This window comes from Pseudoflavonifractor sp. SW1122, from assembly GCF_012027765.1.
Classification (GTDB): Bacteria; Bacillota; Clostridia; order Oscillospirales; family Oscillospiraceae; genus Enterenecus; species Enterenecus faecium.
In genome coordinates, this window is sequence record NZ_SJOS01000003.1 from 23,471 (window position 1) to 42,741 (window position 19,271).

Below are 19,271 nucleotides of genomic sequence, written 5' to 3' on the forward strand. Positions count from 1 at the left end.
ATGGAAGGTCAAGTATTTGTACCCTATACTGGAATTGGTGGGTTTAATTTGAATCCTGGAATTTCAACATTTTCTTTAGTAGGTTCTACAGCACCTGGTACTGTTGGAGATGAATATGGCAATACGTTAAACATTAGATGGATTTATCCCGGAGGTATTACTGGAAAACAAGAAAATGGTACGGGATTTTGGGGATATGCTGTAGTCGCACAGTATGACAACGGTACCTATTCCACTGACGAAACAATCAAGGCGTGGCTGTTAGGCCAGGTTACAGGTACGCACTATGCAAAACCAGAACCAACATTTAATGAAGAAGAAATTAAGAATGAAGATCCAAGAATTGTTGCAGCAATAAACGAGCTTATCTTTCGGTATGGGAGCGTACTTATGAATGCAGATCAGTCAGGCTCTAGTTCAGCAGCATCTAGCTATGATGATTTTAAAAACTATTTTGTAGGGTGTTATGTTATTGGCAGAGGGTAAAACTAAAATTTGGACTAGAAACTGGGCAAAGGGTCATCAGTGGGATATGTTCTTTCAGGAAATTGCCAATGCAGCTCTTGTTATTGATGTGAAGAAGAAACTGATACAATACTATGATGTGGATGTTTTCTTGCCGCAACCCGGCCCCGCGGTACTCTTAAGCAAAAACGCCCTTCTCAGTGCCAACGAGGACTGGACCGAGGCCTGCATCACCCTGCTGGACGGCAAGGAGGACGGCTTGGAGGGGGCCCTTATTGCAGCCATTATGACCCACCTGTCTACCCGGGGGGGCTTGATGCTCCACACCTCTCTGGTGGACTACCAGGGAAAGGGGATTCTCTTCGTGGGCCCTTCGGGTATTGGAAAGACTACCCAGGCGGAACTGTGGATGAAATATCGGGACGCCATTATCATCAACGGAGATATGGCCCTGGTGGGAGAGAAGGACGGATCGTTTATAGGCTACGGATGCCCCTGGCATGGTTCCTCTCCCTACTGCGAGAACCGTCAAGTTCCTTTGGCGGGCATCATAGTTCTGGAACAGGCCAAGGAAAATACTTTGGAGCGTCTCCACGGTGTGACTATGATCGAGCGGATGATGCGCAACATCTTTCTCCCTCATTGGTACCAGAAGGGAGCGGAGGCGGCCATGGAGACGGTGGACCACCTGCTGTCCACGGTGCCGGTGTATCTGCTGAAATGTCGGCCGGATGAGGAGGCTGTAGCCATGGTAGAAAGGGCTTTGTTTGAGTCTAATGATTAAAGCAATCAAACACTATATCACACGAATTCGGGAGGGCAGACTCCAAGAGCTGCTCTCCCAATGGCTTTGGATGGGGGGCTATGTTCGAAAATATTGGCTGCTCATCGGAACATACACCCTCATCGGGGCCTCTGGCTCCCTTATGGGGTTGGGTACCTCTCTGCTATCCCGAAACTTGGTGGACTCGGTGACCGGAGACAGCACGGTGAAGATTTTGGCATCAGCTCTGGGCTATGCTGGAGTGGGGCTGTTTCAGTTAGTGATTTCTGCACTGCGAACACGGTTGTCCATGCGCATCACCCTGAAGGTGGGCAACAAAATTCGCAGTGATATTTTTGCTCAAATTCTGAGGACGGAATGGGAACACCTGTCTCAATTCTCTTCGGGAGACCTGTTATACCGTATCAACGGAGATACCTCGGTGGTAGTCAACAATATTTTGACCTATCTGCCCAATGTGGCCTCTATCCTCATCTCCTTTGGCGGTGCTTTCTGGGTGATGATGCAAAATGACCCGTGGATGGCCCTCATTGCCCTGGCGGGGGCGCCCATCTCCTTCCTTAGCACCCGTTTTTCCATGCGGAAAATGCGAGAGTTCCAGAAAAAGCAGATGGAGCTGCAGAGCCATAAGACAGTATTCAACCAGGAGGCCTTGCAAAACATGCAGATGATCAAGGCTTTCGGACTGGTGGAGTATTTTATCCAGCAGTATACCGAGGTACAGGACCAGTCTTTGGAATATGCCATGGTACAGAATACCTTCCAGTCCAAGATGACCATTCTTACCGGACTGATTGGCCAGCTCATCGGCTATGCCTGTTACGGTTTTGCGGTTTTTCGCCTATGGCAGGGACAAATCACTTATGGCACCATGACCCTCTTTGTGTCCATGGCCTCTTCCCTGCGGGGCTCCTTCTCCGGTGTTTTGAATCTGTTACCCACCGCCATGCGGGCAGGCATCAGCGCCGGGCGCATCATGGAGGTGGTCCAATTGCCTCGAGAGTCGGAAGAGGACCTGGAAAAGGGGCGGACCATGCTGGCGCGAGCTAGAACAACGGGGGTCCAAGTGGAAATGAAGGGTGTAAGTGTAGCATACGGGGACAACGACCCCGTGTATACCCATGCTGATATGTTGGCTCGACCTGGAGAGATTATAGGCCTCATTGGCCCCTCAGGGCAGGGTAAGACCACAACCCTTCGGGTACTATTGGGACTATATCATACCCAGGAAGGGCAGGTGACGGTGGCCAATCCCGGAGGAGAAACGGAGCCTGTGAGCGCAGGAACCCGCTGCCTGTTTAGCTACATCCCTCAGGGGAATACCCTGTTTTCTGGGACAATTGCAGATAATATGCGTATGTTGAGGCCGGATGCCAGCGACCAGGAGATTATTGAAGCGCTACAAACAGCAGATGCATGGGAGTTTGTGGAAAAGCTGGAGGAGGGGATCGATACCCAAGTTCGCGAGGGAGGAAACCGCTTCTCTGAGGGACAGAAGCAACGACTTTCCATTGCTCGGGCGTTACTCCTTCACACTCCGGTACTTTTGTTGGATGAGGCCACCAGTGCCTTGGATATGGCCACGGAACGCCGCGTGTTAAAAAAGATCCTGCGCCGTTACCCTTTGCAGACCATCATCGTCACAGCTCACCGTCCCAGCGTTCTTTCCATGTGCCATCGTGTTTATAAAATACAAAATGGACGCTTCGATGAGGTGAATGATGTAGAAATTCAGGGTTTTTTGCATGGAGAGTAAGGAAGGCGAAACCGGAGCATACAGATGGGCTCTATAAAGAAAGGAAACACCATGAAAATCATTCGTATTATGCTGCTGATTTGTGCTGTGTTGGCGGTTGGCCTTTTTGTGATCTCTGAGGTAGTCGGATGGGAGACGAGAGACCCGGTACCACCGCAATTGTCTGCAGAAACCGATTTGATTGAAGTACCCTGTGCCTATACCCGACAGGACTTGATGAAAGGTATCCGGGCGTGGGATGAGGAAGATGGGGACTTAACCGACGAGGTGGTGCTGAGCACATTTTCTCGGTTTTTGGAAGATGGCGTGTGCAATCTAACCTATGTGGTATTTGACGACACAGATCAGGCGGCGACTTTGACTCGAAAGGTGCGATTTATAGATTATCACGCGCCCCGGTTTACCCTTGTGGCTCCCCTGGTTTACGAGCAGGGACAGGGCTCCTACAATCAGATTGTGGAGGTCCTTGGGGCTCAAGATGTATTGGATGGGGACAGAACAGAGTGGATCGTTCGAACGGCTACCAATCTAAATTTTCAGACAGTTGGAACGTATTCAGCATCTTTTGAGGTGAGCAACAGCTTTGGAGATAGTTCGTCGGTACAGCTTCCGGTACATGTGATTCCTACGCAGATAGGAGAAGGGGGCATTGCCCTTAACACAGGATTGGTATATCTGGAAAAAGGGCAAAGCCTGGACCCAGCTCAGTATATTCAACATGTGACCGCAGCAGATGGCTCTGAGATTGACCCTGCGGCAGTACAGATTTCCTCCCAGGTCAATTCACAGATGGTTGGATGCTATGAAGTGCACTATGAGGCGGAGGATTTTCAAGGAAATCACTATGAGACTTGGTTGACCGTGATTGTGGAAGGGGGGGCGACATGAGCCAAACAGAAAATTGGATGAGCAAGGTGAGTATGCGGGGGCTGTGTGTGGATCTGCTACGCAATCTATGGATGATTGTGTTGGCCGCAATCACCATGTGGTGTGCCTCTACGGGACTACACAACCTTACCTACCAGCCCACCTATACTTCCTCGGCCACCCTGGTCATTGGAGTGAAAGGAGATAGCAGTATCTATTCCTCTCTGTCTTTGGCCTCGCAGATGGCAGAGGTGTTTGGCCAGGTTTTTCAAAGTGATGCCCTTCGTGAGAGAATTGCCACTGATGTGGGAGCGGATGTGCAGGGTGAAATCAGCTGCTCTCTGGTGACTCAAACCAACTTGCTGGTGGTTAAGGCCACCAGCGCACGGCCAAGACAGGCGTACGTCTACCTTAATTCAGCCCTGGAACACTATGAAGGGGTGTCTGATCAGATATTTTCTAATGCGGAACTTCAAATCGTTCAGGAGCCAGATGTTCCGCTCGCCCCATCTAACACCTCGTGGTTCCTAAAATATCAGGGAATACTTATGGTTGTAGGGGCAGTGGGGATGGCGTTCCTTATTACATTGTGTTATATTGCTCGATTTACTGTGAAAACGACGGAGGCTGCTCGCATCCAGTTGGATGGACCGATTCAGGGAACGATACCCTTTGAACGAAGAAATGTGGTCCTAGGGAAAAAGCGGAATAAGAAGGCTTTTTTGCTCAATTCCCCTGAGGTGAGTATGAATTTTGCTGAGGCCATGAGAAATATCGGAACCCGGCTGGAGCGTCACCTGCGACACCATGGATACCAGGTTCTTCTGGTGACTAGTGTAGCGGAAAACGAAGGAAAATCGACCACTGCAGCTAACCTAGCTTTGGCACTGGCGGAAAAACAAAAACGGGTGTTGCTGGTGGATGCTGATCTGCGAAAACCTTCCCAGTACAAGGTGTTTGAGGTCCGAAGAGATGACACGGTATCTTTTTCCCGGGTGTTGGAGGGAGAAAAAGACTGGAAAGATATCGTCGGATATAGCCGTAAGAGTGGCCTTTGGATGCTCTTCCAGTTTTTGCAGGCGAAAGATCCCGGAGGTGCACTCAGGGAAGGACGTATGCGGGAACTTCTGACGGAGTGGAAGAAACAAATGGACTATATCATTGTGGACTGTGCCCCCATTTCAGCAGCTGCGGATGCGGAAATCTGGATGGCGGCTGTGGATTCGGTGCTTCTGGTGGTGAGAGAGGACTGGGCGGATGTACGGTATATCAATGATGGAGTGGATGTTGTTCGACAAAATCACACGGATTTCTCTGGTTTTATACTGAATGCATTCCATAAAGAGTGGTCCTCCAAGCACTACGGTTATCAATACGAAAAATATGGAACATATTCCAATGAAGACGGGGCTGAGGATGGTGGAGAGGGTCTGAAATATGGAAGAAATAAAAGATGAGATCCAGGGGCGATACGATGACGCAGAAATCGACCTGTTACAACTATTGTTGGACATGGGAAAACATTTTCGACACTTATGGTGGCTGTGTGTGCTTTTGATTTTAGGAAGTGCGGTGCTAGTGACGGGTGTGCTCTTCGTTTTGCGAAGCCCAATGTACCAAAGTAGTGCTAGTTTTACCGTGGCAACGGGGGAGGAAAGTGGAAGTTATAGCTTTTACTATGACAGCGGAACAGCTGACCAGTTGTCTATGACATTTCCTTATATTTTGGAGAGTGGGTACTTCCGCAGCGTATTGTTGGAACATCTGGGGACAAATAACTTGAATGGAACCATTACAGCGGAGACGATTTCGGGCTCCAATGTGGTGACCATGAAGGTGCAAAGTTCTAGTCCACAAGATGCGTACGCGATCTTGACGACTGCGATTGAAATCTATCCAGAAGCGGCCCACTTTGTGTTAGGAGATATTAGTTTTTCCATGCTGACACAGCCTCAGATTCCCAGTGAGCCGTATAATCGGCCCAGCATAGGGAAAAGCTGTTTGCTTGGAGCTGGCCTGGGAATGTTGCTTTCAATGGCGATTTTGTTATTGTTGGCAATCTTTCGCAAAAATGTGTGCGCGAAGGAAGAGATGAGGAAGATCACCAGTATGCGGTGTCTGGCCATGCTCCCTCGGGTGCATGTAAAGGCACGGACAAAAAAACGTACAATGCAGCTCTCTTTTCTTAATCCATCTCTGCCCCACGGTTATACGGAAAGTATCCGTGTGCTGAAAAATCGAGTTGTGAAGGCAATGGAGTCCAAAAATCAAAAGGTGCTATTGGTTACCAGTACGGTTCCTGGGGAAGGAAAATCCGTAACAGCGGTAAATCTGGCTGGACAATTGGCCATAGACGGTGCCCGAGTTCTCTTGGTAGATGGTGATTTGAGAAAACAGCAGGATGGGCAACTTCTAAACCTTACGGCTGAGTATGGATTGATGGAGGCATGTGAAGAGTCGGATATGGCAGCTGTGTGGAAGGGGATTGAACGAAACAGCGCTACATTGCAAAAGAGTGGTCTGCTGTTTTTGGGAGGAGGAAAAGTGTTGCACCAGCCGGCAGTACTACTCAATAGCTCAGAACTGAAACGCTGCATGCAGTCCTTGCGAGCAGAGGTGGATTATATTATAATTGATAGCCCACCCTGTGGAATGTTTCAAGATACGGCCATTCTGGCTGAATACGTGGATAGCGTCTTGTATCTTGTGGGCTATGATCGCCTGCCTGCCAGTGCGATTCGGGAAGGTATTCACGCATTGGGCGGACAACTGGCTACTTTTCTGGGATATGCATTTAACTCATGCCCTGAGAATCGAGGGGGGGACGGCTATGGATATGGGAAATATGGATATGGCCGTTATGGAATGTATGGATATAGTGGCAGGAAAGAAAGATGATTCAGGCGAATATACGAGGGAAGGGTATTTTGGTGATTGAGGGGCCGACATTATGAGAAAAAGTGCCATGGAAATAAATCGGGATACTCGGGATTTGTTTCTTCGGATGGTAGGAGATTTTGCGCTAGACAGAAAAAGCGTTTATCCAGACTGTTCCGGCGAATTGGAGGGCCTGCTTTATCTAGCGCATATCCATAGTCTTGAACCTGTTGTGTACTACATGCTTCGGGAACAACGGAAGCAGTTGATGGAGCAGAAGCCAGAATTGTTTCAGCACATGCAAAGAGCGTATCATTCTGCTGTGTATATGTCAGTGACTCAGGAGGCCAGCAGAACGGAAATAGAAGAAACCTTCGAGAAAGCGAGTATCAAGTTAGTGTTCTTTAAGGGAGCGCAGCTGCGAGAGCTGTATCCCGTGCCGGAACTGCGTACCATGGGAGATATGGACTGCCTGATTCGACGGGAGGACAGGCCTAAGGCACATCAACTGATGCTTCAACTAGGGTATGAGTGTCAGGTGGACGCAGGGCCGGTGTGGATGTACAATAGAAATGGCATTGTGATTGAGATGCATACGCGAGTCGCTGCAAAGGACATCGGTAATGGAGTCGATTACGAGTCTTTCTTCTCGGATGCTATGGAACACGTGGTGAAAAAGGATGGGGAGTTGTGTCTGGGAAAGGAGTATCATCTCTGCTATCTGATTTATCACATTGCTAAACACCTGTGTTCTACGGGAGCAGGGGTGAGGATGATTGGTGATATTGCAGCAACTTTGCGCTTCTACGGCGATACCATGGATTGGGAGGGGCTTAAATGTTTGTTGGAAGCGTCTCATCTGCATGAAACGGCGTTGGCAATCTATGGGCTGTGCCACAAGTGGTTTGGAGTGGAACCTCCCGAGCAATACAGTGGCTCAGAGTTAGTGCTGAAAGACTTAGAGGCATATATTGTAGGGGGAGGCGTCTTTGGCTTTGAAACGCACGACCTTGGAGATGTTTACCGGAGGAATGCGTTTCGAGGAAAAGCTGGAAATAGTGGTGATAGGTACCGCCTCAAAATGATGAAGGACTATTTTTTCCCTCCAGGCGCCTATCTTGTGAAGTATTTTCCTTTGGCGGAAAAGCGTAGATGGCTGTTGCCTGTGGCCTGGATGTGCCGCTGTTGGGCAGGCCTGTTTCGTCGAAAAGATCATTCTGTGGCGACTATACGCTCTATGACACGAGGAGATGCGGAACTCAGCTATCGGGAAGTACTCATGCTTAAGGAAATAGGATTATGAAGAGGAATGCTCTATAATACGAAATCTGGAGTATCGACAGTTTTTGCCTCCATCATAAAACAAAAATCCTCTGTCGCTATCTGGGAGTATAAGCAAAAAACTCTGTGGTATTACCGCAGAGTTTTTTGCTCTTTCTGAGCTAAAAACGAATGGCAAAATGTATATTCAGTGCAATTGCTGTGAAATTGTGCAGTTTGTCGAATCGCTCTTTTGAAACAGACGAAGTGTTGTGGGAGTGTACAATAAATGGAACGGGGATGGCAAGAATTTCTACAGACCGGGGAGTGAGGGGTGTATTGTAAAAAGAGAAGGGATAAGGTAGAATAAACTGTGTATACCCTGTGATATGCTAATAAAAAATATAATGATATCGCACAGGGATCATGGTAGAAAATGAGAGAGTGCATTTTGCGCTTAGATCAAAAGGAGCGTTGAAGATCGTGGAGCCTTTTAAGAAAAAAGTGTGGCTTTCTACCCCTACTATGCATGGAGAAGAGTTGCGCTACATAACAGAAGCATATGAGAGCAATTGGATGTCTACGGTGGGTGAGAATATCAATGAAGTGGAGCGCATGACCTGTGAAAAGGTGGGATGCAAATACGCAGTGGCATTGTCTGCGGGGACCGCTGCCCTGCACCTGTCCGTGAAGCTGGCGGGTGTGAAGCCCGGTGATAAGGTGTTTTGCTCTGATATGACTTTTGGCGCTACGGTCAACCCAGTGGTGTACGAGGGTGGCGAGCCGGTGTTTATTGACACTGAGCGTGATACTTGGAACATGGACCCGGTGGCCCTGGAGAAAGCCTTTGAGCTATATCCTGAGGTCAAAGTAGTGGTGCTGGTACATCTGTATGGTACACCCGCTAAAGTGGATCAGATTCGTGCCATTTGTGACAAACATGGCGCGGTGCTCATTGAAGATGCTGCTGAGTCGCTGGGAGCTACATACAAAGGGCATCAAACAGGTACCTTTGGTTCCTATCGAGCCATTTCCTTCAACGGGAATAAAATCATAACTGGTTCCTCCGGTGGTATGCTACTCACCGATGATGTGCATGCCGCAAACAAGGCACGTAAGTGGTCCACTCAGAGCCGTGAGAATGCCCCGTGGTACCAGCATGAGGAGCTTGGGTATAACTACCGCATGAGCAACGTAATTGCCGGTGTAGTACGTGGACAGTACCCTCATCTGGAAGAACACATTGCCCAGAAGAAGGCCATCTACATGCGGTACAAAGAGGGGTTCAAAGATTTGCCTGTGACCATGAACCCCTACGATGAAGCCAATAGCGAGCCCAACTTCTGGTTGTCCTGTCTGCTCATCAACCAGGAGGCCATGTGCCGTCAGGTGCGAGGGGAGCAGGAGGCTCTGTATATTAGCGAGCCGGGGAAGAGCTGCCCCACTGAGATTTTGGAGAAGTTGGCCCAGTACAACGCAGAGGGACGCCCCATTTGGAAGCCCATGCATATGCAGCCCATTTACCGGATGCATGCTTTTGTCACCCGTGAGGGTAACGGCCGCGCAAGCACCAATGCGTACATCGCTGGAGGCGGTGTTGATGTGGGTATGGATATTTTTGAGCGTGGTCTGTGCTTGCCCAGTGATAATAAGATGACCGAGGAAGAGCAGAATCGGGTTATCGAGATTGTGAAAAGTTGTTTTTGTTAAGTAGAGGAGATCGGAGAAAATGGTACAGACAAAGCACAAGCCCTATGGTATCTATGAGCGTTTCTTTAAACGTGCGCTGGATGTGTTTTGCTCCCTGTTGGCAATTGTGGTATTTTGGTGGTTATTTGTCATCGTTGCTGTTTTGGTGCGAGTGAAGCTAGGAAGCCCGGTGTTGTTTACACAAGATCGTCCTGGCAAGGATGAGAAGATTTTCAAGCTGTACAAGTTCCGGACTATGACAGATGACCGGGACGAGAACGGGAATCTACTGCCCGATGATGTGCGTTTAACCAAGTTCGGGCGTCTTCTGCGTTCTACCAGCTTGGATGAACTGCCTGAAGTGTTCAACATCCTAAAGGGGGATATGTCCATCATCGGGCCCCGGCCTCTATTGGTGAGCTATCTTCCGTACTATACGGAGAAAGAACGGCATCGCCACGATGTCAGACCTGGGTTGACTGGCTGGGCCCAGATAAACGGGAGAAATGTCACAGGGTGGGATCAGCGCTTGCAGCAGGATTTGGATTATGTAAATCATTGTAGTTTTATTATGGATGTAAAGATTGTATTGATGACTGTACTTAAAGTTGTGAAGCGGTCTGATATATTGGTTGGAAATCAGATTCCAGCAGGAAGGTTGGATGTAGCTCGAAGAGGGGCGGAGAAAGAAGATATGGAGATGAAACGATGAGAGTTTCACTGAGAAAATTTTGCAAGGAAGACGTACCCAATAAAGTAGAATGGATCAATGACTGTAAGAACAATCAGTATCTTCACTATGATTTGCCGCTGGAAGAGGAAAAAACAATGCAGTGGTTTTTGAAAAACAAAGACCGAACAGATCGCTATGATGCAATTGTTGAATATGATGGGATGGCGGTGGGCTTGATTGGTCTACTATCAATTGGTGGTGGAAAAGCGGAATACTATGTTACGATTGGAAAACAATCATGCAAGGGAAAGGGAATTGCTACACAGGCATCTCGACTTTTGCTCGAATATGCCTTCGGTCAACTTGGGTTGAGAGAGGTGTACTTGTATACAGAGGTAGATAATATTTCTGCGCAAAAGTTATTTGAACGTTGTGGTTTCGTAAGATGCGGCATTGAGAAGGATTCCGCTATAAATCGAGGCCGACCTGTCGATCGATACTATTACGTGATAACAGAAGATCGGATGAAAGAGGTTTTTAGATAGTATGACACCGCTATATTGGATGTGCAGGCATAGGAACAATGAGATTTTTATAAAGCGTGATGATTTGCTTCCGTTTTGTTTCGGGGGGAATAAAGCACGAAAGGCACAGAAATTTTTTGAGGAAATTAACCAGGGGGCTAATGATTGCGTGGTTACATACGGGAGTAGTAGCTCTAACCACTGCAGAGTTGTGTCCAATATGGCTGCAAGCAGGGGACTGAAGTGCTATGTCATTGGGCCCAAAGAGGCTTCAAAGCCCACATATAACAGTAAGATGATGGATATGTTCGGGGCAGAGATTACTGTGGTACCAGTAAAGGATGTCCATGATACGATAGAGGCAAAGCTGCAAATGCTTCGGAGCAACGGCAGAAACCCCTACTTTATTCCTGGGGGTGGACATGGAAATCTTGGAACCCAGGCATATGTGGACTGTTATGAAGAGATTCGAGCGTGGGAAAAGAAACATGGAGTTTTTTTTGACTATGTCTTCTTGGCCAGTGGGACAGGTGCTACCCAAGCGGGATTGGTGTGCGGACAACTTATGCACGGAGATAAACGGAAAATTGTAGGGATTAGTGTAGCGCGTAAGTGCCCATATGGACGAAATATAGTGCTGGAGAGCATTTCTGATTATATGAAGCAAAAATCTCTTCCAATCAGGCAAGATAGGATTGAGACATGTACGGTATTCGATGATGGATACATTGGAGACGGATATGGGAATGCCTGCAAGGCAATTTACAAGACTATTAATCTATGTCTAATTAAGTATGGAGTCCCGTTAGATCATACGTACACCGGTAAGGCATTTTACGGGATGCTGGAATTTATAAAAAAGCACGAGATTGAAAATAAAAATGTGCTATTTCTTCATACTGGAGGCACACCGTTGTTCTTTGATGATTTAAAATGAATTGTTTAGGGGGATTTGATACAGTGAATATTCTAATTTTAAGTGCCGGAACCAGAAACAAAATTGTTCAATATTTTAAAGAAACGCTTGATGGAAAAGGTAAGGTGGTTGCCACCGACATGAGCAACTTGGCACCGGCAGTCTATGAAGCCGATAAGTTTTATCAAGTCCCCCGCATGACAGAGCCTGGTTATATTGATGTGATTTTTGACATTTGCCGAAAGGAGAGAATTGATGCAGTTCTCAGTCTCATTGATCCGGAACTATCCCTGTTGGCAAAGCATCAACAAGAGTTTTCGGAGATGGGAGTGACTGTGATTGGTTCTTCTTATGAACTGTGCGAGCGGTCATTGGACAAAATGGAAATGTACCGTTGGCTCAAGGAACATGGGTATCTCTGCGCTAAGAGCTACGATGATAGGGAATCTTTTTATCAGGATGTGGCTAAAGGTCGGATTTCCTACCCTGTGTTTGTAAAACCGATACGTGGAAGTGCGTCCATAGCGATCAGCAAGGTGGAAGATCAGGAGACCGTTGATTTGCTGTTTTCGCACGACGACAATCTGATGATTCAAGAATATCTGGAAGGTCAGGAAATCGGTGCAGATGTCTACATAGATATGAACAGTGGAGAAGTTGTATCTATTTTTACCAAGAAAAAATTGGTGATGCGTGCAGGGGAAACGGATAAATCCGTATCATTTAAGGATGAAAAACTTTTTGCACTCATAGAACAATTTGTCAAAGAGGCAGGATACCGAGGGCAAATCGACATTGACATCTTTGAGATTGAAGGAGAATACTACATTTCCGAGGTAAATCCACGATTTGGTGGTGGGTATCCGCATGCCTATGAGTGTGGGTGCAATCATATGAAGCTCATTGTAAACAATTTGAGCGGCATAGCAAATGCAAATGCTATTGGAAAGTACTCAGAGAATGTTTACATGATGAAGTATAACGAGATTCTGGTTAAATAAAACGAATGGATGGGCTGTCAATTAAACAGAATGAATGTCGAATGACTTTGTTGTTGCTTCTATGAGGAGTTGCAAGTAATGTGATTTTGACGAGCAAACGATCATGCCCCCAAAGGGAGATGTTACTATGAAAAAAATATGCTATGTGACGACAGTGCCGGGAACATTGAGGTCGTTTGTGTTGCCAACCGCTAAATATCTCCATGAACAGGCAGGGTTTGATATTTCCTTTGTGTGTGATGACAACGAAGAATTTGCAAAATTGCTACCGGAGTACGTCCATTACTTTCCTGTGTCGATGAAGCGTGGGATAAGCCTAGGCGGACTGAAGGCAATGAACGAGATGCGAAAACTTTTTAAGAAAGAAAAGTTTGATTTGGTACAGTATTCAACGCCGAATGCATCTTGTTACGCTTCGCTGGCATCGTGGATGGCTAAAACACCTGTGAGGCTTTACTGCCAATGGGGATTAGCGTATGTAGGCTTTTCTGGAGTGAAAAGAAAAATATTCAAAGGCATAGAGAAAATGGTGTGTACGCTATCTACATGGATAGAGCCGGATAGCTTTGGAAACCTAGAATTTTCTCATGAAGAACGGTTGTATTCTCAAAATAAGGGTTCAGTAATTTGGAATGGCAGCGCTAGCGGCGTCAATCTGAATAAGTTTGACGTAAAGAAGAAAAACGAGTGGAGAGAAGCGATAAGAAAGCAGTATTCGATTCCCATGGATGCCACTGTTTTTCTGTTTGTGGGAAGGATAACGCGAGACAAGGGGATCGATGAACTGCTTGCTGCCACAAAGAAACTGATGGAACAGTCTGATCGTGCATATTTGCTCATGGTGGGAAGCAAAGAAAATGTAGCATCATTACAGCAAGATTTATACGAATGGTCTCAGTATGCAAGTCGAGTGATTTATTGTGGATACACAAATGTTGTAGAACAGTACGTAGCTAGCAGCGATGTGTACGTTTTACCAAGCTATCGGGAAGGGTTTGGAAGTGCGGTTATTGAAGCAGAAGCTATGGGGGTGCCGGTGATAGTGAGTGATATTCCCGGCCCAACAGATGCAATGAAACGGGATATTACGGGGCTTATTGTAGAGAAAGGCGATAGTGAATCTTTATACAGTGCGATGTGGAAATTACATACGGATAAAGAACTAAGAGAAAGATTGGGCGAGAATGCGTACAAGTTTGCTACGGAAAATTTTGAGCAACAAGAGCTGTGTAGAAAAATTTTAGAGGATCGGAAGCGTTTGTTGAATCTGAAGTAAAAAGATACTGGCTTGAAAGGAAGATTGCGAGTGCCAAGAGTTTCAATTATCATGGGTATTTATAACTGTGGCAAGACTTTGGGCGAGGCAATAGATTCGCTCCTTGCACAAACCTACACAGATTGGAAACTTATTATGTGTGATGACGGCTCTGTGGATGATACGTATTCGGTTGCGCAGCGGTATGTACAGCAATACCCCGATAAGATGGTTTTGTTGAGAAACGAGAAAAATATGGGGTTAAACTATACGCTTAATCACTGTTTGTCTGTGGCCGATGGGGAATTGATTGCTCGTATGGATGGAGACGATATCTCCGTGCCAGAGCGTTTTGAGCGGGAAGTGGAATTTCTGGATGCTCATCCTAAATATGCGATAGTAAGTTCATGTATGCACTACTTTGATGGAGAGGGGATTTTTCGTACCGGGGTAGGTAGGGGAGAGCCATCTCTAGAGAGCATTGCTCGAGCAACTCCGTTTTGCCATGCACCTTGTATGGTGAGAGCGGAGGCCTATCAAGCTGTAAACGGCTATGCTGTAGATGAAAAACGGCTTCGTGTGGAAGATTGGGACCTGTGGGTGCGCATGTACGAACTTGGGTATCGGGGATATATGCTAGATGATCCGTTATATATGATGCGCGATGACAGGAATGCTTTTGCTAGGAGGAAGTTTAGGTATCGAATTAACGAGGCTCGAGTAACTATGTCAGCCGTAAAAAAATTGAAGTTGTCTAAGAAAAACTATATTTGGGTGCTACGCCCTATTATAGTCGGTCTGTTACCAAAGTTTATATATGATCGACTACATCGCTTCAAACTGAATTGAGTTATATAATATAGAAAGTGTTTATCGTGATAGGGGTGCAAGTGAAATGATACCCAAGATAATCCATTATTGTTGGTTTGGACGGGGGGAGAAGTCCAAACTGGCTGAAAAATGTATAGCTAGTTGGAAAAAATACTGTCCTGACTATCAAATCATTGAATGGAATGAAGATAATTTTGATATTAAGGCACATGATTATGCAAAGTCTTGCTATGAACAGGGGAAATGGGCGTTTTTGAGTGATTATGTTCGCTTAATTGTTGTTGAACAACAAGGAGGAATTTATTTTGACACAGATGTGGAGTTGCTGAGAAATCCAGATGATTTATTAGACCATGAAGCCTTTTACGGCTTTGAAAATAACACCAATATAAATACAGGACAGGGGTTCGGGGCGGAAGCACATCATATTACATTGCGAGCAATGGTAGAGCAATATATGAAATTACAACGTACCGAAGAGGGTACGTATCCGTGTATCATATGTCCCCAACTAAACACCCAAGCACTTGTTCCATTGGGGTTGGAATTGAATGGGCAACGGCAGAGCGTTTGCGGCGCAGAAATTTATCCGGTGGAGTATTTCAACCCTTATGAAAGTGCTACAGGACAACTCAATAAGACGCGTAATACGGTGTCAGTTCATTGGTATTCTAAAAGTTGGATGAGCAAAGGGATGATTTTACGTTCTGTGCTAACAAGACCGTTTCACCGTGTGTTTGGTGTAAAGTGTTTTGATAGACTGAAGTATCTGGGGAGAGAAAAGCGTGGGAATTAGAACGATTGTTAAAAGAATTATATTTCGACTACGGGGGGAATACACCGTAGAACAATTAAAAAAAATGGGGCTTAAAGTAGGGAAGAACTTTAATCCTCAACTAGGATTTGAATTAGACCCATCTCACTGTTGGCTGATTGAAATAGGAAATAACGTAACATTTGGCCCCCATGTCCAAGTCTTGGCACATGATGCCAGTACATGTATGCACATTGGATATGCTAGAATTGGAAGAGTTACCATAGGCGACAATGTATTCATTGGGGCAGGGAGTGTTGTACTTCCTGGCGTGACAATAGGTAGTAATTCCGTGATTGGCGCGGGAAGTGTTGTAAGCAAATCGGTCCCCAATGGGGTTGTGGCTGTAGGAAATCCTGCTAAGCCGACACAAAAAATTGAAGCGTTTCAGGAAAAACATAAAAAGGCTATGAAGATATGTCCTGTATATGGGGAAGAGTACACATTGCGCGGTAAAATTACTGGGGACATGAAACAACGGCAGTGTTTGGAACTAGAAGAGTCGTGTGGCTATATCAGATAGCAAATGTGTACGAGGTGGACTTATGAAGATAACAGTGTTTACTCCAACATATAATCGTTGTCATCTATTGCCTAGGTTATATGATAGTCTGCGTACTCAGACATGTTGTGATTTTGAGTGGATAGTTGTGGATGATGGGTCGACAGATGATACGAAGAAGTATATACATGAAATTAGCCGAGAAAGCCAGTTTCCTCTGAAATATATCTATCAAAAGAACTCAGGTAAATATCGAGCACATAATGCTGCGGTACAGATAGCTGATGGGGAATTGTTTATTTGTGTAGATTCTGATGATATGCTTTCAAAGAATGCCATAGAGACGATTTTGCTCTATGAAAAACAGCTGAAAGAACAAGATTGTGGCTTTGTAGCTATGAAAATAAATGAACAAGGACGTCCTTTATGCACAGATGTCAGCAACAAATTGCCACATGTTGGCTTGTATGCGCTGAATGCGACTTATGGGATTCAAGGTGAATTTTCTCTCGTTTTTAGAACAGAGCTCCTGAGAAAAAATTTATATCCTGTCATAGAAAATGAGAAGTTTTTAGGGGAATGTGTCTTATATGATCGGTTTGAGCTAAAGGGATATACATTTTGCCCGCTTCCGGCAGTGTTGACTATATGTGAATACCAAGAAGATGGACTTACGAGCCAAATTTACTCATCATTATTAAAAAATCCGACTGGATACCAAATCTTCCATATGCAGCGAATTGATTTAGTGAAGACGTGGAAAGAGAGAGTTAGACACTCTATTCAGTATGAGGCTTTTCGATGTATTAGTCATAATATGGGCTATCGTTATCATGGAAAATATAAATGGTTGGTGATGTTAGCGCACATTCCCGGAGTTATGGGAGCTCAGTATTACAAGAAAAAGTGTTCGAGTTAACAGTTGCGGGTAAAAGGAGATTGCAATGGTAATCAGAGGGTTGAAACAATGGATGATTGTCCCCATTATGATTTTGGTGTGGCTGCTATCCTTGGTATATGGTTCTGGAATCGGACAGGCGTATGACGTTTACGGGAAAGCAAAATTATTGGTACTTGCATTAGCAGTATACCAATTACTTATTCGGAGACGAGTTCGCTATGTTAAAAAAGATATTTTTTTAGTAATAGCATATCTGTTTTTTTCAACCTTGATTACAAGTGTACTATATGCTCATAACACATTGGATTTTCTTTGGATGTATATACTAATGGCGCTGATTGGTCTTATGCCAGTAGAAGAGGGGCCAATGATGGTGGTTTCTGTGGCATATGGTGCTTTAGGTATGTTGGTTTTGCTTATCTATAACTACGGTACAGTATTTAGCGGTTGGAATGAAAATTCCATTGCCATGATTGGATTCTTCAGCTTTTGTGTCATGATTGTAGGATTTAATCGAGTGCGCGATTTTCGTGTTCTGATATGCCTTTTGGTGTATGCAGCGATGTATTTTGTGCTATTGGAAGTTCTGAATTCCAGAGGAAGTGTGTTATTTGCAATTGTACTACTTCTGGGTATATTTAGACTCCTACCATTTCAAAGATGGTTTAAAAACAAAAGGAAAATTCTTGTTATTATGTTAATTCCGCTTTTTATAGCAATTTTTGTTGTTTTAATTCGTAATGCAGGAATTGTTGATAAACTGGAGTTATGGAGTTATGAAACCTTCAATAAACCAATCTTTAATGGAAGAGACGAATTATGGTATCAAGGTTTTACGGACTGGATGAAGCATCTTGTATTTGGAAATGGAAATTTGTCTGCTGCGAACTGGCATAATTCAGCTGTGACGATGTTAGTGGGTGGTGGTGTTGTAGGATATTTCATCTGGCTGATAAAGACAGGAGATATTTTGGCTCGCGGGTGTCCTTGGATCAGGGATGGTATTGTATTTGGATTAATGGTTGGAATTTTGGGAATTTGGCTCCAACAAACAGTGGAGCTTGGCCTAGTTGCCAACCAGGCCAATGCGATACCTTATGCCATGATGGGACTGTTGCTTGGCAGAGTAAGAACACTGGAGGAAAAAAATAGTGGAATGTAAGATTTCTATTATTGTCCCTGTATATAATAGTTCAAAATATTTGCGAAGTTGTATCGATTCTATCTTGAAACAGTCGCTATCAGACTGGGAATTGATACTCGTCAACGATGGCTCAACAGATGATAGCGGTGAAATATGTGATGAGTATGCTGGGAGATACCCCGCAATTCGTGTGATACACAAAGAAAATGCAGGTGTTAGTGCGGCGAGAAATACGGGGCTAGCAGAAGCGACGGGAGAGTATATTGGATTTGTAGACTCAGATGATACAATTCGACCTGAGATGTACGAAGAGATGTACAAAGTAGCAATATTGAATCATTCAGAGATTGTTATGTGTGATGCAATAACAGTGTTTCCCGATGGTAGAACAGAGCCAGACACAATTACACAGTTGCCGAAATCTTGTGCTTTAGAGAGAAAAGATTGGACGCCAATGTTGCTTAAGGAGATGGCTGGGTCGGCATGCCGATGTATATATCAGAGAGCATTGGTTGAAAAACATCAAGTTTCCTTTCCAACTTCTCTAAAGTTTTCTGAAGATAGGATCTTTAATCTCTATCTAATGGGTTATGCCGCTAAATTGTTCTACATTAAGAAAGGGTTTTATAACCGATTGGTGTGGGAGGGGAGCGCAGTTCATCGATTCCATGCCGATTACTATGAACATATAAAAAAGGCAGGACAAGCTACTAAGCGGGCTATAGAAGCGGTATGGAATGTGGAGAGTAAAGATTATGAAAAGGTTTATGTAGAGCAACTTGTGGGTGGAGCAATAGGGGCGATAAATAATTATTTCTATACTACATCGCAGATGTCGTTCAGAGTGCGGTATAGAGCGATTAAGAGGATATGCTTTGACGATGAGTTACAAAAAGTTTTAAGGAAAAGTAATAGAAAAGATGTTCGAATGACACTGCTATCTCACAAATTTGTGTTTATTCTGTGTATTTGCGCCATAGTTGCAAATAAAAAAAACAGGAGATGAAAGAAT

General features: G+C 45.2%; 19 protein-coding genes. All 19 read left to right on the forward strand.

Going from position 1 to position 19,271, the window contains the following annotated elements:
* A complete protein-coding gene (locus tag E0L15_RS01390) occupies nt 1-486 on the forward strand; it encodes a hypothetical protein (protein ID WP_168124291.1) in 486 nt (161 codons plus the stop codon).
* 130 nt (nt 487-616) lie between these two features.
* Entirely contained in the window at nt 617-1,249 is a 633-nt protein-coding gene (locus E0L15_RS01395) for a hypothetical protein (RefSeq protein WP_168124292.1), read from the forward strand.
* Nucleotides 1,242-3,005, forward strand: coding sequence for an ABC transporter ATP-binding protein (locus tag E0L15_RS01400; RefSeq protein WP_243155348.1), 1,764 nt, complete (start codon nt 1,242-1,244; stop codon nt 3,003-3,005). The genes E0L15_RS01395 and E0L15_RS01400 overlap by 8 nt, the downstream gene beginning before the upstream one ends.
* Before the next feature lie 51 nt (nt 3,006-3,056).
* Nucleotides 3,057-3,893, forward strand: a complete 837-nt coding sequence (locus tag E0L15_RS01405; protein ID WP_168124293.1) for a DUF5011 domain-containing protein — start codon at nt 3,057-3,059, stop codon at nt 3,891-3,893.
* On the forward strand, nt 3,890-5,329 hold the full coding sequence (locus tag E0L15_RS01410; RefSeq protein WP_168124294.1) for a polysaccharide biosynthesis tyrosine autokinase: 1,440 nt from the start codon (nt 3,890-3,892) through the stop codon (nt 5,327-5,329). The genes E0L15_RS01405 and E0L15_RS01410 overlap by 4 nt, the downstream gene beginning before the upstream one ends.
* On the forward strand, nt 5,310-6,770 hold the full coding sequence (locus tag E0L15_RS01415) for a polysaccharide biosynthesis tyrosine autokinase (RefSeq protein ID WP_168124295.1): 1,461 nt from the start codon (nt 5,310-5,312) through the stop codon (nt 6,768-6,770). The genes E0L15_RS01410 and E0L15_RS01415 overlap by 20 nt, the downstream gene beginning before the upstream one ends.
* 52 nt (nt 6,771-6,822) lie before the next feature.
* On the forward strand, nt 6,823-8,052 hold the full coding sequence (locus E0L15_RS01420) for a nucleotidyltransferase family protein (protein WP_168124296.1): 1,230 nt from the start codon (nt 6,823-6,825) through the stop codon (nt 8,050-8,052).
* A 482-nt stretch (nt 8,053-8,534) separates the two neighbouring features.
* Complete coding sequence (locus tag E0L15_RS01425) at nt 8,535-9,719, forward strand: aminotransferase class I/II-fold pyridoxal phosphate-dependent enzyme (protein WP_243155349.1); 1,185 nt, start codon at nt 8,535-8,537, stop codon at nt 9,717-9,719.
* A 19-nt stretch (nt 9,720-9,738) separates the two neighbouring features.
* Nucleotides 9,739-10,410 (forward strand): sugar transferase, encoded by a 672-nt coding sequence (locus E0L15_RS01430; RefSeq protein WP_206020518.1) that lies wholly within the window; start codon nt 9,739-9,741, stop codon nt 10,408-10,410.
* Entirely contained in the window at nt 10,407-10,916 is a 510-nt protein-coding gene (locus E0L15_RS01435) for a GNAT family protein (RefSeq protein ID WP_168124298.1), read from the forward strand. The genes E0L15_RS01430 and E0L15_RS01435 overlap by 4 nt, the downstream gene beginning before the upstream one ends.
* A 1-nt stretch (nt 10,917) precedes the next feature.
* On the forward strand, nt 10,918-11,832 hold the full coding sequence (locus tag E0L15_RS01440; RefSeq protein ID WP_168124299.1) for a pyridoxal-phosphate dependent enzyme: 915 nt from the start codon (nt 10,918-10,920) through the stop codon (nt 11,830-11,832).
* A gap of 23 nt (nt 11,833-11,855) precedes the next feature.
* Nucleotides 11,856-12,812, forward strand: a complete 957-nt coding sequence (locus tag E0L15_RS01445) for an ATP-grasp domain-containing protein (protein ID WP_347565959.1) — start codon at nt 11,856-11,858, stop codon at nt 12,810-12,812.
* Nucleotides 12,813-12,939: 127 nt separating this feature from the next.
* The gene (locus E0L15_RS01450) at nt 12,940-14,088 is read left to right on the forward strand and encodes a glycosyltransferase family 4 protein (protein WP_168124301.1); all 1,149 of its coding nucleotides are present in this window, start codon (nt 12,940-12,942) and stop codon (nt 14,086-14,088) included.
* A gap of 30 nt (nt 14,089-14,118) precedes the next feature.
* Nucleotides 14,119-14,916 (forward strand): glycosyltransferase, encoded by a 798-nt coding sequence (locus tag E0L15_RS01455; protein ID WP_347565960.1) that lies wholly within the window; start codon nt 14,119-14,121, stop codon nt 14,914-14,916.
* A 10-nt stretch (nt 14,917-14,926) separates the two neighbouring features.
* Nucleotides 14,927-15,694, forward strand: coding sequence for a glycosyltransferase (locus E0L15_RS01460; protein ID WP_347565963.1), 768 nt, complete (start codon nt 14,927-14,929; stop codon nt 15,692-15,694).
* A complete protein-coding gene (locus E0L15_RS01465; RefSeq protein WP_347565961.1) occupies nt 15,684-16,235 on the forward strand; it encodes a DapH/DapD/GlmU-related protein in 552 nt (183 codons plus the stop codon). The genes E0L15_RS01460 and E0L15_RS01465 overlap by 11 nt, the downstream gene beginning before the upstream one ends.
* 22 nt (nt 16,236-16,257) lie before the next feature.
* The gene (locus E0L15_RS01470) at nt 16,258-17,133 is read left to right on the forward strand and encodes a glycosyltransferase family A protein (RefSeq protein ID WP_168124303.1); all 876 of its coding nucleotides are present in this window, start codon (nt 16,258-16,260) and stop codon (nt 17,131-17,133) included.
* A 25-nt stretch (nt 17,134-17,158) separates the two neighbouring features.
* On the forward strand, nt 17,159-18,277 hold the full coding sequence (locus E0L15_RS01475; protein WP_168124304.1) for a hypothetical protein: 1,119 nt from the start codon (nt 17,159-17,161) through the stop codon (nt 18,275-18,277).
* Nucleotides 18,267-19,265, forward strand: a complete 999-nt coding sequence (locus E0L15_RS01480; protein WP_168124305.1) for a glycosyltransferase — start codon at nt 18,267-18,269, stop codon at nt 19,263-19,265. The genes E0L15_RS01475 and E0L15_RS01480 overlap by 11 nt, the downstream gene beginning before the upstream one ends.
* The last annotated feature ends 6 nt before the right edge of the window (nt 19,266-19,271 follow it).